The organism is Variovorax sp. UC122_21 (assembly GCF_044056785.1).
Taxonomy (GTDB): Bacteria; Pseudomonadota; Gammaproteobacteria; order Burkholderiales; family Burkholderiaceae_C; genus Variovorax.
In genome coordinates, this window is record NZ_CP172004.1 from 3,010,585 (window position 1) to 3,022,707 (window position 12,123).

13 protein-coding genes are annotated in these 12,123 nt (G+C 72.4%); 8 read left to right on the plus strand and 5 right to left on the minus strand.

The features are described 5' to 3' along the window. The first annotated feature begins 6 nt into the window (after positions 1–6). Genes ACHMXE_RS26570 through fabG form a run of 8 tightly spaced genes read left to right on the plus strand, consistent with a single transcriptional unit; the run spans position 7 to position 8,604 of the window. Entirely contained in the window at positions 7–1,725 is a 1,719-nt protein-coding gene (locus ACHMXE_RS26570; RefSeq protein ID WP_395352322.1) for an AMP-binding protein, read from the plus strand. Next, the gene (locus tag ACHMXE_RS26575) at positions 1,722–2,768 is read left to right on the plus strand and encodes an acyl-CoA synthetase (RefSeq protein ID WP_395352323.1); all 1,047 of its coding nucleotides are present in this window, start codon (positions 1,722–1,724) and stop codon (positions 2,766–2,768) included. The genes ACHMXE_RS26570 and ACHMXE_RS26575 overlap by 4 nt, the downstream gene beginning before the upstream one ends. Next, complete coding sequence (locus ACHMXE_RS26580; RefSeq protein WP_395352325.1) at positions 2,725–3,378, plus strand: LolA-related protein; 654 nt, start codon at positions 2,725–2,727, stop codon at positions 3,376–3,378. The genes ACHMXE_RS26575 and ACHMXE_RS26580 overlap by 44 nt, the downstream gene beginning before the upstream one ends. Next, the gene (locus ACHMXE_RS26585; protein WP_395352327.1) at positions 3,375–5,804 is read left to right on the plus strand and encodes an MMPL family transporter; all 2,430 of its coding nucleotides are present in this window, start codon (positions 3,375–3,377) and stop codon (positions 5,802–5,804) included. The genes ACHMXE_RS26580 and ACHMXE_RS26585 overlap by 4 nt, the downstream gene beginning before the upstream one ends. 16 nt (positions 5,805–5,820) lie before the next feature. Continuing rightward, positions 5,821–6,642, plus strand: a complete 822-nt coding sequence (locus ACHMXE_RS26590; RefSeq protein WP_395352329.1) for a polysaccharide deacetylase family protein — start codon at positions 5,821–5,823, stop codon at positions 6,640–6,642. Continuing rightward, positions 6,639–7,403 carry a class I SAM-dependent methyltransferase gene (locus ACHMXE_RS26595; protein ID WP_395352331.1) on the plus strand — a complete coding sequence of 255 codons (765 nt, stop codon included), beginning with the start codon at positions 6,639–6,641 and terminating at the stop codon, positions 7,401–7,403. The genes ACHMXE_RS26590 and ACHMXE_RS26595 overlap by 4 nt, the downstream gene beginning before the upstream one ends. After that, positions 7,400–7,876: a hydroxymyristoyl-ACP dehydratase gene (locus ACHMXE_RS26600; RefSeq protein WP_203201123.1), complete on the plus strand. Its 477-nt coding sequence runs from the start codon at positions 7,400–7,402 to the stop codon at positions 7,874–7,876. The genes ACHMXE_RS26595 and ACHMXE_RS26600 overlap by 4 nt, the downstream gene beginning before the upstream one ends. After that, complete coding sequence (gene fabG / locus ACHMXE_RS26605; protein WP_203201122.1) at positions 7,873–8,604, plus strand: 3-oxoacyl-ACP reductase FabG; 732 nt, start codon at positions 7,873–7,875, stop codon at positions 8,602–8,604. The genes ACHMXE_RS26600 and fabG overlap by 4 nt, the downstream gene beginning before the upstream one ends. A 7-nt stretch (positions 8,605–8,611) precedes the next feature. On the opposite strand, the gene ACHMXE_RS26610 is transcribed toward fabG, so the two are convergent. From ACHMXE_RS26610 to ACHMXE_RS26630, 5 genes are all read right to left on the minus strand, one after another. Next, the gene (locus ACHMXE_RS26610) at positions 8,612–9,304 is read right to left on the minus strand and encodes a mobilization protein (RefSeq protein ID WP_203201121.1); all 693 of its coding nucleotides are present in this window, start codon (positions 9,302–9,304) and stop codon (positions 8,612–8,614) included. Positions 9,305–9,353: 49 nt separating this feature from the next. Beyond that, positions 9,354–9,584 carry a hypothetical protein gene (locus ACHMXE_RS26615; protein WP_395352334.1) on the minus strand — a complete coding sequence of 77 codons (231 nt, stop codon included), beginning with the start codon at positions 9,582–9,584 and terminating at the stop codon, positions 9,354–9,356. Between the two features lie 120 nt (positions 9,585–9,704). Continuing rightward, positions 9,705–11,000 (minus strand): type II toxin-antitoxin system HipA family toxin, encoded by a 1,296-nt coding sequence (locus ACHMXE_RS26620; protein WP_395352336.1) that lies wholly within the window; start codon positions 10,998–11,000, stop codon positions 9,705–9,707. After that, on the minus strand, positions 10,997–11,353 hold the full coding sequence (locus ACHMXE_RS26625; protein WP_395352338.1) for a helix-turn-helix domain-containing protein: 357 nt from the start codon (positions 11,351–11,353) through the stop codon (positions 10,997–10,999). Before ACHMXE_RS26625 ends, ACHMXE_RS26620 begins: the two co-directional genes overlap by 4 nt. A 94-nt stretch (positions 11,354–11,447) precedes the next feature. Next, on the minus strand, positions 11,448–12,002 hold the full coding sequence (locus tag ACHMXE_RS26630; RefSeq protein ID WP_395352340.1) for a hypothetical protein: 555 nt from the start codon (positions 12,000–12,002) through the stop codon (positions 11,448–11,450). Between the last annotated feature and the right edge of the window lie 121 nt (positions 12,003–12,123).

The window sequence follows — 12,123 nt, forward strand, 5'->3', positions numbered from 1 at the left end:
CACCGCGTGACACCGAATCCTGGCCTGCTGCCGCTGCTTGCCGACCGCGATCCCGATGCGCCGCTCGCCTGGCGCGACGGCGTGCCGCTGAGCACGCGCCAGTTCCTGGCCGACGTGGCCCGCCTCGCGCCGCAACTGCCGGCCCACGGCGCCGCGGTCAATCTCTGTTCCGACCGCTACGACTTCATCGTCGGCATGGCCGCGGCCCTGGTGCGCGGCCACGCCAGCCTGCTGCCGCCCGATGCGCGCGCCGACACGCTGTCGCGGCTGCGCGAATCGCATGGCGGCGGGCTGTTCGCGCTGGTCGACGACCCGGCGCTGCAGACGCCCGGCATGGCGCGCGTGGTGATCGAGAAGAGCGCCGGCCCGTCGCCCGCCGAGGCGGCGGACCTGGCCGCCGTGCCGATGATCGACGCCGCACGCCACGCGGCCAGCCTGCTGACCTCGGGCTCCACCGGCGCGCCCCAGCCGCATGCCAAGACCTGGGGCACCCTCACGGGCGACGTGGCGGTGGCGGTGGAGCGCCTGTGCCGCGTGCTCGATCTGCCTTCGCTCGCGGGCCTGACCCTGGTCGCCACGGTGCCGGTGCAGCACAGCTACGGGCTCGAATCCTCGGTGCTGCTGGCGATGCTCGGCGGCGCCGCCTTCGACAGCGGCCGGCCCTTCTTCCCGGCCGACGTGGCGCAGGCCCTGGCCTCGGTGCCGCGGCCGCGCGCGCTGGTGACCACGCCGTTCCACCTCAAGACGCTGCTGCTGTCGGGCATCGCGCTGCCCGAGGTCGACCTGATCCTCTCGGCCACCGCGCCGCTGTCGCCGCAGCTCGCCGCCCAGGCCGAGCAGGCGCTGCACGGCGTGCTGCTCGAGATCTACGGCAGCACCGAATCGGGCCAGGTCGCGATGCGCCGCACCACCGAGACCGAGGTCTGGGAGACCTTCGGCCAGATCCGCGTGCATGCCGAGCCCGGCGGCGAGGACGGCAACGAGCGCTTCATCTTCAGCGGCGACTTCCTGCCCGAGCCGACGCCGATGGCCGACGTGCTCGAGCTGCTCGACGAACGCCGCTTCCGGCTGTTCGGCCGCGCCAACGACCTGATCCACGTGGCCGGCCGGCGCAGTTCGCTGGCCCACCTCAACTACCACCTCAACAGCATTCCGGGCGTGGACGACGGCGCCTTCTGGCTGCCCGACGAGGTGGCCGACGGCGTGGTGCGGCCGATCGCCTTCGTGGTGGCGCCCGAGCTCACGGCGGCGGCCATCGTCGGCGCGCTGCGGCAACGGCTCGAGCCGGTGTTCGTGCCGCGGCGCGTGGTGCACGTGAAGCGTTTTCCGCGCGAGGGCACGGGCAAGCTCACGGTGCGCGCGCTGCGCGAGTTCGCGCTGGCGCAGCTGGCCGAGGACGACACGCCGGTGCGGCTCGTGCACACGGTGCCGGTCGACCATCCGGTGTTCGCCGGCCATTTTCCCGGCCAGCCGCTGCTTCCCGGCGCGCTGGTGCTGGCCGAGGTGCAGGAGGCGATCCGCCGCGTGCCGGCGCTGCTGGCCCGGCTCGGCACCCATCCCACGCTGGCGGCGGCCAAGTTCCTGGCGCCGGTGCGTCCGGGCGCCGTGCTGGCGATCGAGCTGAATCCCGAGGCCGGCGGCGGCGGTGTGCGCTTCGACGTGCGCTGCGACGGCGTGGTGGCCGTCACCGGCCGCTGGACGCCCGTGGCAGAGTCGCCGCGATGAAGCACACCGAGGCCGAGACCCGCGCGGTGAACGCCGCGGCCCGGACCGCGCCGCCCGCGGGCGCCACTCCCGCCGCTTCCGCCGACGCGGCCGACTGGACCCGCGCCCCCGAGCGCAGCAACATGCTCGCGCTGCGCTTCATCTGCTTCATGGCGATCTTCTTCGGCCGCCGCGTCACGCGGCTGCTGCTGCCGCCGATCGCGCTGTATTTCCTGCTGTTCGCGCCCACGCCGCGGCGCCACATCAAGCGCTACCTGTTCCGCGCCATCGGCCCGCGGGCCGGCTGGGTCGACGGCTTCAAGCTGCTGCATGCCTTCGCCTCGACGGTGCTCGACCGGGTGTATTTCCTGCGCGGGCGCATGGACCTGTTCGACTTCCGCATGGACGGCCAGGTCGAGCTCGAGAACGCGGCGCTCGAGGGGCGCGGCGCCTTCCTGCTCGGCGCGCACGTGGGCAGCTTCGAGGCCATGGGCGCCTGCAAGCGCCAGCAGCCCGACGAGGCGCGCATGCGCCTCGCGATGCTGATGTACCCCGACAACGCGCAGCGCATCACCGCCATCCTCAACGCGATCAGCCTGCCCGAGGCGCGGCCCCATGTGATCGCGCTGGGCCGGCCGCATTCGATGCTCGCGCTGCGCGACTGGCTCGACGGCGGCGGCATGGGCGGCATGCTGGCCGACCGCACGCTGCCGGGCAGCGAGGACCAGCCCGCGCAGCAGCGCGGCAACAACATCGTGCTGCCGTTCCTGGGCCGCGACGCCAGCTTCAACGACGGGCCGTTCCGGCTCGCGGCGCTGCTGCGGCGGCCGGTGTTCTTCATGGCCGGCGTCTACCAGGGCGGCGCGCGCTACGATGTCCGCTTCGAACGCCTGGCCGACTTCGGCCCACGCCCGGCCGATGCCGCCGAGCGCGAACGGCTGATCCGCGCCGCGGTCGAAGCCTATGTGGCGCGCCTCGAGGCGCTGTGCCGCGCCTACCCCTACAACTGGTTCAATTTCCATGATTTCTGGCTCGAAGATGCAGATGCGCCCGCGGCGGCTTGAGCGGTTCTTCCAGGCGCTGCTGCTGGTGCTGGCCTTCGGCGCCGCGCCGGCCTGGGCCTTCGACCTCAACGAACTGATGGGGCTGCTGGCCAAGCAGAAGAGCGGCGAGGCCCGCTTCACCGAGCAGCGCTTCGTGCACGGCCTCGAAGGCCCGCTCGATGCGCGCGGCACCCTGAGCTTCGATGCGCCCGACAAGCTGGTGCGCCGCACCTTGTCGCCGCGCGTCGAGACCATGGCGGTCGAGGGCAACACGCTGACCCTGTCGCGCGGCGGCCGCAACCGCACGCTGGCACTCGACAGCATGCCCGAGCTGCTGGGCCTGGTCGAAGCCATGCGCGGCACGCTCAGCGGCGACGGCAGCACGCTGCAGCGCTATTTCCGCAGCACCGTGACCGGCTCGGCCAGCCAGTGGGCGCTCGATCTCACGCCGATCGACAGCCGGCTCGCGGCCCAGGTGCGCAGCATGCGCATCAGCGGGCGCGCGAGCGACGTGCTCGGGCTCGAGATGGAGTTCGTCGGCGGCGACCGCTCGGTGATGAACATCGTGCCCGACCGTCCCGCGGCCGCCCCCGCACCGGCGGCGGCGCCGGCCGGGCGCGCCACGCCGTGAGCGCGACCGCGCCGCAGGGGCCGCCGAGCTGGCAGCGCCGCGCGGTCGTGCTGCTGGTCTGGGTGGCGCTGCTGCTGGCCGGCGTGTTCGAGATCTCGCGCACCCAGTTCAACGCCGACCTGTCGGCCTTCCTGCCCAAGAGCCCGGATGCGCGCCAGCGCGTGCTGATCGAGCAGCTGCAAAGCGGCGTGGCCTCGCGCACCCTGATGCTGGGCCTCGAGGGCGGCACGCCCGAGGCGCGCGCGCAGGTGTCGCGCGCGATGGCGAAGAGCATGCGCGAGAGCCAGCTGTTCGACCTGATCCAGAACGGCGACACCGGCGACTGGACCGAGGCCGGCACCTGGGTGTTCCAGCACCGCTACCAGCTCTCGCCGGGCGTGGCGCCCGAGCGTTTCACGGTCGAGGGCCTGCGCGACGCGATCAACGAGACGCTGTCGCTGCTCGGCACGCCGGCCGGCAACGTGATCAAGCCCTTCCTCGACCGCGACCCCACGGGCGAGACCACGCGCATCGCCGAGGAGCTGGTGCCGGCCAGCGCGCCGCGCAGCGAGGACGGCGTGTGGATGTCGCGCACCGCGCCGCGCGCGCTGATGATCCTGACCACGCGCGCCGCCGGCAGCGACCTCGACGCGCAGGCGGTGGCGATCGCGCGCGTGCACGCGGCCCACGAGGCGGCCACGCGCGACCTCGGCGAAGCGAAGCCGCAACTGCTGTTGACCGGCCCGCCGGTGTTCTCGGTGCTCAGCCGCGACAAGATCAAGACCGAGGCGATCCATCTCGCGATCGTCGGCGGCATCGTCATGGGCGGGCTGCTGCTGCTGGCCTTCGCCTCGCCGCGCGCGCTGGTGATCGCCTTCCTGCCGGTGGCCACCGGCGTGGTGATCGGCACCGCGGCGGTCAGCTGGGTCTTCGGTTCGGTGCACGGGCTCACGCTGGGCTTCGGCAGCACGCTGATCGGCGAGACGGTCGACTACGCCATCTACTACCTGATCCAGGCGCGCGGCGCCGCCGTGCCCGGCACCGGCTGGCAGCGCTGGCGCACGGTGCACTGGCCCACGGTGCGCATCGGCCTGCTGACCTCGGTCTGCGGCTTCGCGGCGCTGGTGTTCTCGGGCTTCCCGGGCCTGGCCCAGCTCGGCGTGTTCTCGATCGCGGGCCTGGTCGCGGCCGCCGTCGCGACCCGCTACGCGCTGCCGATGCTCGCGCCCGACGGCGCCACCGGCATGGGCATGCGGCGCCAGATGGCGAGCTTCGCCGGCCTGATGGTGCGCAACCTGCCGCGCCTGCGCTGGCCGCTCGCTGCGTTGGGCGTGGCCGCGTTGGCGCTGGTGCTGTGGCAGGGCGGCCACCTGTGGCGCGCCGACCTCAGCGCGATGAGCCCGGTGCCGCGCGCGCAGCAGCAGCTCGACGAGATGCTGCGCAACGACATCGGCACCAGCGACGGCGGCATCATCGTGATGGCCAATGGCGCCGACGCCCAGGCGGCGCTGCGCAACAACGAGGCCGCGAGCGCCAGGCTCAATGCACTGGTCGACCGCGGCGAGCTCGGCGGCTTCGAGACCGTGACGCGCGTGCTGCCGAGCATCGCGGCCCAGCAGGCGCGCCTGGCGAGCCTGCCCGATGCCGACACGCTGCGCACCCGCCTGGTAGAGGCCACGCAGGGCCTGCCGCTGCCGGCCAGCCGGCTCGCGCCTTTCGTGGCCGACGTCGAGGCCGCGCGTCAGCTCAAGCCGGTGCAGCTCGACGAACTCCGCGAAGGCCCGCTGCGCGCGGTGGTCAGCTCGCTGATGTACGAACGCCCGGGCGGCGGCTGGTCGACGCTGATCGCGCTGCATCCGGGGCCGAAGTTCGAGCAGTCGAAGCTCGAGGCCGCGCTCGCCGGCGTGCCCGAGGTGCAGGTGGTCGACGTGGGCCGCGAGCTCGGCAGCCTCTACCGGCGCTACCTGCACGAGGCCTTCGTGCAGGTGCTGCTGGGCGCGCTGGCCGTGGTCGTGCTGCTGGGCATCTACCTGCGCTCGGGCCGGCGCCTGCTGGCGGTGTGCCAGCCACTGCTGTTCGCCGTGATGCTCACGCTCGGCGGCATGGCCGTGATGCAGGCCGCGCTCGGCATCCTGCACCTGGTGGGACTGCTGCTGATCGTGGCGGTGGGCTCGAACTACGCGCTGTTCTTCGACCAGCTGCGCACCACGGGCCGGGCCGACGAGGACACGCTGGCCTCGCTGATGCTCGCCAACCTGACGACCGTGGTCTCCTTCGGCCTGATCGCGATCTCCGACATTCCCGCGCTGTCCTCGATCGGCCGCGTGGTGGCACCGGGCGCACTGCTCGCGCTGCTGCTGTCGGCCGCCTTCGCGCGCCGCGTGACGCCGCCCGCGGCACCACCCGCGGGCGAGACGGGGTCTTCGGGCGGCGGCGCGCGCGGCTGACGCACAATCCCGCGCCATGTCGACCGCACCCGCCACCCCCGAATCCTGGCCCTGGCCGCCGGCCATCCGTGCCAGCGCGGCCTGGCACGCGGCCGCCGTCGGCGCGGGCGTGCTGGCGCCGGGCGCCTGGCCCTGGGCCCTCGGCGCGATCGTGCTCAACCATGCGCTGATCACCGCGGCCGGCCTCACGCCGCGCAGCCGGCTGCTGGGCCCCAACGTCACGCGGTTGCCGGCCGCGGCGATCGCGCGCCGCGAGGTGGCGATCACCATCGACGACGGCCCCGAGCCCGCGGTGACGCCGCGCGTGCTCGACCTGCTCGACGCCCATGGCCAGCGCGCCACCTTCTTCTGCATCGCCGAGCGCGTGCGGGCCCAGCCGGCGCTGGCGCGCGAGATCGTCGCGCGCGGCCACAGCATCCAGAACCACACGGCGCGGCATCGGCACAACTTCTCCTTCCTCGGCCCGCGCGGCTTCGCCAGCGAGATCGCGCAGGCGCAGCAGATCCTGGCCGAGGTCACGGGCCAGCGCCCGAGCTGCTTTCGCGCGCCGGCCGGGCTGCGCAATCCCTTTCTGGAACCGGTGCTGCACCGGCTCGGCCTGTCGCTCGTGAGCTGGACCCGCCGCGGCTTCGACACCCGCGAGGGCGATGCGCAGCGCGTGCTGGCGCGCCTGACGCGCGGTCTGGCGGCCGGCGACATCCTGCTGCTGCACGACGGCAATGCCGCGCGCACCGCCCGTGGAGAACCCGTATTGCTGGAGGTACTGCCCTTGCTGCTCGAACGCCTGCGCGCCGATGGACTGCGCGCCGTGACCCTGCCCGAGGGGCTTCGGGAATGAGCGCCGTGCTCTCGGCCGACAACGCCTGGCGCGAGCTGCACGAGGCCGCCACCGATCCCTACAGAAAGGGCGGCAGCTTCGCCTGGCACTTCGCGCGCGGCAAGCTCGGGCGCGATCCGGTGTTCCGCGGTCTGCTCGAGCGCGGGCTGATCGATGCGCAGCATCGCCGCGTGGTCGACATCGGTTGCGGCCAGGGCCTGTTCGCGAGCCTGCTGGCCTCGATGAGCCGCATGCAGCAGCAGGGCCGCTGGCCGGCCGGCTGGGGCGCCACGCCGAGCGCCGCCGAATACACCGGCATCGAGCTGATGCCCAAGGACGTGGCGCGCGCCGAAGCGTCCATCGGCCATCTCGAGCCCGCGCCGCGGCTGCTCTGTGCCGACATGTGCGCGGCCGATCTGCCCGATTGCGACCTGGTCGTGATCCTCGACGTGCTGCACTACGTGGACCATGCCGCGCAGGAAGGCGTGCTGCGCCGCGTGCGCGACGCCTTGCAGCGCGGTGGCAGTCCCCGGGCGCGGCTGCTGCTGCGCGTGGGCGATGCCTCGAGCCGCCGCGGCTTCGCGATCAGCCAGTGGGTCGACCGCACCGTGACGCGCGTGCGCGGCCACAAGGTGTCGCCGACCTGGGGCCGTCCGCTGGCCGAATGGACGGCGCTGCTCGAGCGGCTGGGCTTCGGCGTGCAGAGCATTCCGATGAGCGAAGGCACGCCGTTCGCCAATGTGCTGCTGGTGGCCGATCTGGTGCCGGAGGCCGCGCGATGAGCTTCGTGCCGCAGACGCTGGAGCGCGAGGGCATCGCGCAGCGCATTCCGCACCGCGGCAGCATGTGCCTGCTCGAGCGGCTCGAGGGCTGGGATGCGGAAACGATCCGCTGCAGCACCGCCACCCACCGCGATGCCGACAACCCGTTGCGCACGGCCAGCGGGCTGCTGGCGCCGAATGCCGTCGAGTACGCCGCGCAGGCGATGGCGCTGCATGGCGGGCTGCTGGCGAGCGAGGGCGCGACGCCCTCGGCCGGCTTCCTCGCGAGCACGCGCGGCGTGCGCACGACGGTGGCGCGGCTCGACGAGGTCGAGGGGCGCCTGCAGGTCGAGGCGCGGCGGCTGTCGGGCGACGCCCGGCAGGTGATGTACGAGTTCTGGCTCAGGGACGGCGAAGGCCGTGCGCTGGCCGATGGCCGCGCGGTGGTGGTGCTGAACACGCCGCTGGCCCTGGACACCCCGAAGGAATCATGAGCCTCCAAGGAAAACGCGCCCTGATCACGGGCGCCAGCGGCGCGCTCGGCGCCGCCATGGCCGAGCGCTTCGCGCGCGACGGCGCGACCGTGCTGCTGCATGCGAACTCGCGCCCCGAAGCGGTCGAGCAACTGGCCGCGAAGATCGTCGCGGCCGGCGGCAAGGCCGAATGCCACGTCTTCGACCTGCGCAGCGACGAGGCCTGCGCGGCCGCCTGCGCGCGCATGCTCGAGCCGGGGCCGGTGCAGGTGATCGTCAACAACGCGGGCGTGCACGACGACGCCGTGCTGCCGGGCATGCGCGCCGAGCAGTGGCACAAGGTGATCGACATCTCGCTCAACGGCTTCTTCCGCGTGACCCAGCCGCTCTTGCTGCCGATGATGCGCACCCGCTGGGGTCGCGTGCTCAACATCTCGTCGGTGGCGGCGCTGGTGGGCAACAAGGGCCAGGTGAACTACGCCGCGGCCAAGGGCGCGCTCAACAGCGCGACCAAGGCGCTGTCGCTCGAGGTGGCCTCGCGCGGCGTGACGGTCAATGCGATCGCGCCCGGGATCATCGCCTCGCCGATGGCCGACGCCGTGTTCGACCCGGCGCTGATCCAGCAGATGGTGCCCGCCAAGCGCGCCGGCAAGCCCGAGGAAGTGGCGGCCCTGGCCGCCTTCCTCGCGAGCGACGAGGCGGCCTACATCACCGGGCAGGTGATTTCGGTCAACGGCGGAATGATCTAGCTCGCGCTCAGAGCGGCAGCGTGTCGAAGGCCGCGTAGGCGGTCGCCAGCCACGACTTCACGCGCTGGCGTTCGAGCAGGCCCAGCGCGTGCGGGCCTTCGCGGTCGTTCACGGCCTTCCAGAAACTGGTGCTCTGCGCATCGATCTTGCGCATGCTGGCCTCGTGCAGGCGCGGCAGCGCGATCACGCGCGCGCCGTTCGCGGTGGCCTTGGACATCGACTGCGAACCGAGCAGGGTGCCGAAGTCGCTGCCGCGGCCGTAGTTCTGCACCACGATGTAGTTGGGCCGGCTGCCGAAGGTGTCGACCAGCGTGCCGAGCAGGTCCGAGGAGTCCTTGCCGTCGTCGAGCACGTGCCAGAAATTGACGGTCACGCCGATCTCGGCGAAGACGTCGAACAGGTCGGATTCCTTGATCCAGCGCGCCAGCGGCGCCAGCGTCTGCGCCGCGAGGTCGACGATCACGCTCTGCTGCGGATGGGTCTCGAAGCCGTTGACCACGGTGTCGAGCCCTTCGAAGCTGTCGACCACCACGGGCGAGGCGAAGCCTTCGTAGAAGCGGGTGAACGAGCTGTGCGAGCGGTCGGTGTCGAAGCCCGTGAAGGGGCGGCTGTGGTCGATGAAGTACTGGGCCAGGACCCGTGCCGTGACCGACTTGCCGACCCCGCCTTTTTCGCCGCCGATGAAATTGATGGAGCTCATGGTGTCGCTGGTAGATGTGGAAGATTCAGGGAGCCGGCGACAGTTTGCCTCAGCTTGGGGTGGCGGACTCCCGGCGCGGGGACGAATCGCCCGCAGGGCCGCCGTCGATGTGGTCGTCGGACTGGCCGTTCGCGGAGGGCGCCGCGAGGCTCTCGTCGCCGCCGATGTAGCGGCGCCTCGCGGCCGTGAAGGCGGCGCTGCCGGCACCGAGCAGGCCCAGGGCGGCGCAGGCCGCGCCCGCGTCGATCAACAACTCCAGAACCACGATACCGACTCGCATGCGCCAATTCCTGTCACGTTGCGTTGAACTATGTCACCCGGGCGGAAGCATCATCGCGCAAAGTTGTGCGCGTGTGTATCTCGTGCCGCGCGGCGATGCCGGCTCCGTCGGGCCCAGCCGCTATTGGCCGCGCCGGGCCATTCCCTGCAGCAGGGGGTGGGATTGCAGGCGCTGCTGCAGCCGTGCCTTCCACGGCGCGGGCAGCGCGGCGCGGTCGATCATCGCGGGCCACTGCTCGCGCGCGCGGCGTGCGGTGTCGCTGACCACGCGTCGCACCTGCGGCTCGTGCAGGCCGGCCGAGAAGCAGAAGGCGCGCACGTTGGCGGGGCTGAACAGTCCGCTGCGCCGAGGCGCTGCACTGCCTGTGGCTGGCAGCAGCGGCAGCGCATGGCCCTCGACGCCCTGCAGCGCCGCATAGGCCACGATGTCGTAGGCCGGCGCGAAGCGCGGCGAGGCGCCGTCGGGATAGAGCACGCCGAAGTTCTTCAGGTGCGCATCGGGATTGCCGAGCAGTTCGTTGACCGCGAGCCGGCGCACCAGCTCGAGCACCGCCTCCTCGCCGAGCGAGGGAAAGGCCCGCATCGCGAGCGCCATGTCGAGGTAGCTGCCGCCGTACTTGTGCAGCGGGTCGAAGCCCAGCACCTGCGCGAAGTCCTCGAAGTGGATGCGGCGCGCACCGTCGCGGTCGAAGCGCGTGACCGCGAGGAATTCGGGTTCGTCGGGCAGGGCGTAGCTGTGTTCGGCCGAGATGGCGGACAGCGGCGCGAGTTCGGCATGGCAGACCTCGACGCCCGCTGCGGCCGCCATCCGCAGCGAGAGCATCTCGAGCTGCGGCATGTGCGGTCGCCCGGCCACGGGCAGCTTGGCGATCACGCGCGTGCTGGCGCCGGCGCGGGTGCGCGCCACGTAGCGCCCGCCCTGGCGACGCAGGCCCAGCTTGGGCTGCACGCCCGACACCGAGATGCCCTGCGGCATCGGCAGCTCGACCACCGACATCTCGAGCGCGTCCTGGTCCTGCGTGATGAGCCGCTGCAAGGTGGCGCGGTCCACCGACACCGGGCGCGCGCTCACCGCGCCCGGCAGGTCGCCGCCGCAGGCCGCGAGCAGCTCGAAATGGTCGTTCTCGCGGCAGCCGCGCAGCTGCGCGATGTGGCTGCGCAGCACGCCCTCGGGCAGCAGGTTCTGGAAGAAGCGCGGCAGCTGACCGCCCTGGGCGTTGAACAGCGGGTTCTTGACGTCGCTCCACAGAGCCGCCTGCGAGGCGGCGTCGTTCGCCACCATCGACAGCGACAGCACCTCGGCCGGCGGCGCCGCGACGATCTCGGGCTCGGCCACGAAGCGGCACAGGTCGGCGTACTGGAACAGCTTGCCGAAGCGGCGCGCGCCGAGCGCGATCTCGAGGATCTTGACGTTCATGGCGAGCGCCTGCGCGAGCCGCGCCGGGTCGGCTCGCCGGGGGGATAGGGCGGCGGCGCCGGGGACTGCGCCACGGCGGCCACCGCGGTACCCACGCGCGTGGCAACGGGGCGATAGCCGGCATCGGTGTCGAGCGAGGCACTGGCGCCGAAGCCCTTGGGCGCCAGCTGCAGCTCGAGCCCCAGCGCCTCGACCAGCGCGAGCAGCGAGGACATCTGCGGATTGCCCTGCGGCCCGAGCGCGTTGCGCACCGAGCGCTCGGTCAGGCCCGAGCGCTGCGCGATCTCGGCCCCGGAGAGGCCGGCGGCCTCGCGGCGGGCGATCAGCGCGGCGATCAGTTCCTGCTTGGTCATGGAAAGATATTACCGCAAATGGCAAATTCGGAAATATGTTTCCGAATGATCCCTGGCCCGTGGCCGCCGTTGCCGCCGCGCCGCCGGCCCGGCGTCAGCGCGGCACCAGCGTGAAGAAGGGCATCACCACGCCCATCACCCAGTTCTGCCCGAAATCGAGCGCCGCGCGCCGGTACTTCTCGTCGGCCTGGGCCGCCAGCAGGTCGAGCCGCGCGACCACCTTCGACAACTCGCGGTCGGCCACGAGGTTGCGGCCGCGTTCGCTGATCTCGGTCGCCAGCAGCAGCGGCTGGCCGTCGGGCCCGGTCTTGGAGGCGATCAGCCACAGCGAGATCTCGAAGTTGCGCGCGGCCCGGTAGCTGTTCTCGGCATTGATGCCGTCGATCATGCTCTGCTCCCAGGTGTCGCCGTTGGCCTGCTTGAGCATCGAGGCCCAGCCCACCACCAGGGCGGCCACGCGGTCGCCCTGGTAGCCCTGCGGCCCGGTGTCGAAGGCCAGACGGATCGCGTCGATGCCGGTGGCGCCGCGCAGCTCGGGCAGGTCGGGCCCCTGCGTCACGGCGGCCCAGGCGCGCTGGCTGGCGGCGTCCATGTTGGCGGCCGACTTGCGCCACTCGCGCGGATTGCGCCGGTAGAGCGTGGTCTGCACGCGCCGTATCGACTCGAGGTTGTCGCGCAGCGAGAAGGTTGGCGATGCGGTTGGCGCTCGACTGCAGCCATTCCTGGTTGGCGTAGGGTTCGGCGCGCTGGGTGTTCTGGAACGCGCCGCA

What these genes read in the sequence shown, in the direction of transcription:
- ACHMXE_RS26575 (WP_395352323.1), top strand. Translation starts at nt 1,722, where the DNA reads ATGAAGCACACCGAGGCCGAGACCCGCGCGGTGAACGCCGCGGCCCGG.
- ACHMXE_RS26580 (WP_395352325.1), top strand. Translation starts at nt 2,725, where the DNA reads ATGATTTCTGGCTCGAAGATGCAGATGCGCCCGCGGCGGCTTGAGCGG.
- ACHMXE_RS26590 (WP_395352329.1), top strand. Translation starts at nt 5,821, where the DNA reads ATGTCGACCGCACCCGCCACCCCCGAATCCTGGCCCTGGCCGCCGGCC.
- ACHMXE_RS26595 (WP_395352331.1), top strand. Translation starts at nt 6,639, where the DNA reads ATGAGCGCCGTGCTCTCGGCCGACAACGCCTGGCGCGAGCTGCACGAG.
- ACHMXE_RS26600 (WP_203201123.1), top strand. Translation starts at nt 7,400, where the DNA reads ATGAGCTTCGTGCCGCAGACGCTGGAGCGCGAGGGCATCGCGCAGCGC.
- fabG (WP_203201122.1), top strand. Translation starts at nt 7,873, where the DNA reads ATGAGCCTCCAAGGAAAACGCGCCCTGATCACGGGCGCCAGCGGCGCG.
- ACHMXE_RS26610 (WP_203201121.1), bottom strand. Translation starts at nt 9,304, where the DNA reads ATGAGCTCCATCAATTTCATCGGCGGCGAAAAAGGCGGGGTCGGCAAG.
- ACHMXE_RS26615 (WP_395352334.1), bottom strand. Translation starts at nt 9,584, where the DNA reads ATGCGAGTCGGTATCGTGGTTCTGGAGTTGTTGATCGACGCGGGCGCG.
- ACHMXE_RS26620 (WP_395352336.1), bottom strand. Translation starts at nt 11,000, where the DNA reads ATGAACGTCAAGATCCTCGAGATCGCGCTCGGCGCGCGCCGCTTCGGC.
- ACHMXE_RS26625 (WP_395352338.1), bottom strand. Translation starts at nt 11,353, where the DNA reads ATGACCAAGCAGGAACTGATCGCCGCGCTGATCGCCCGCCGCGAGGCC.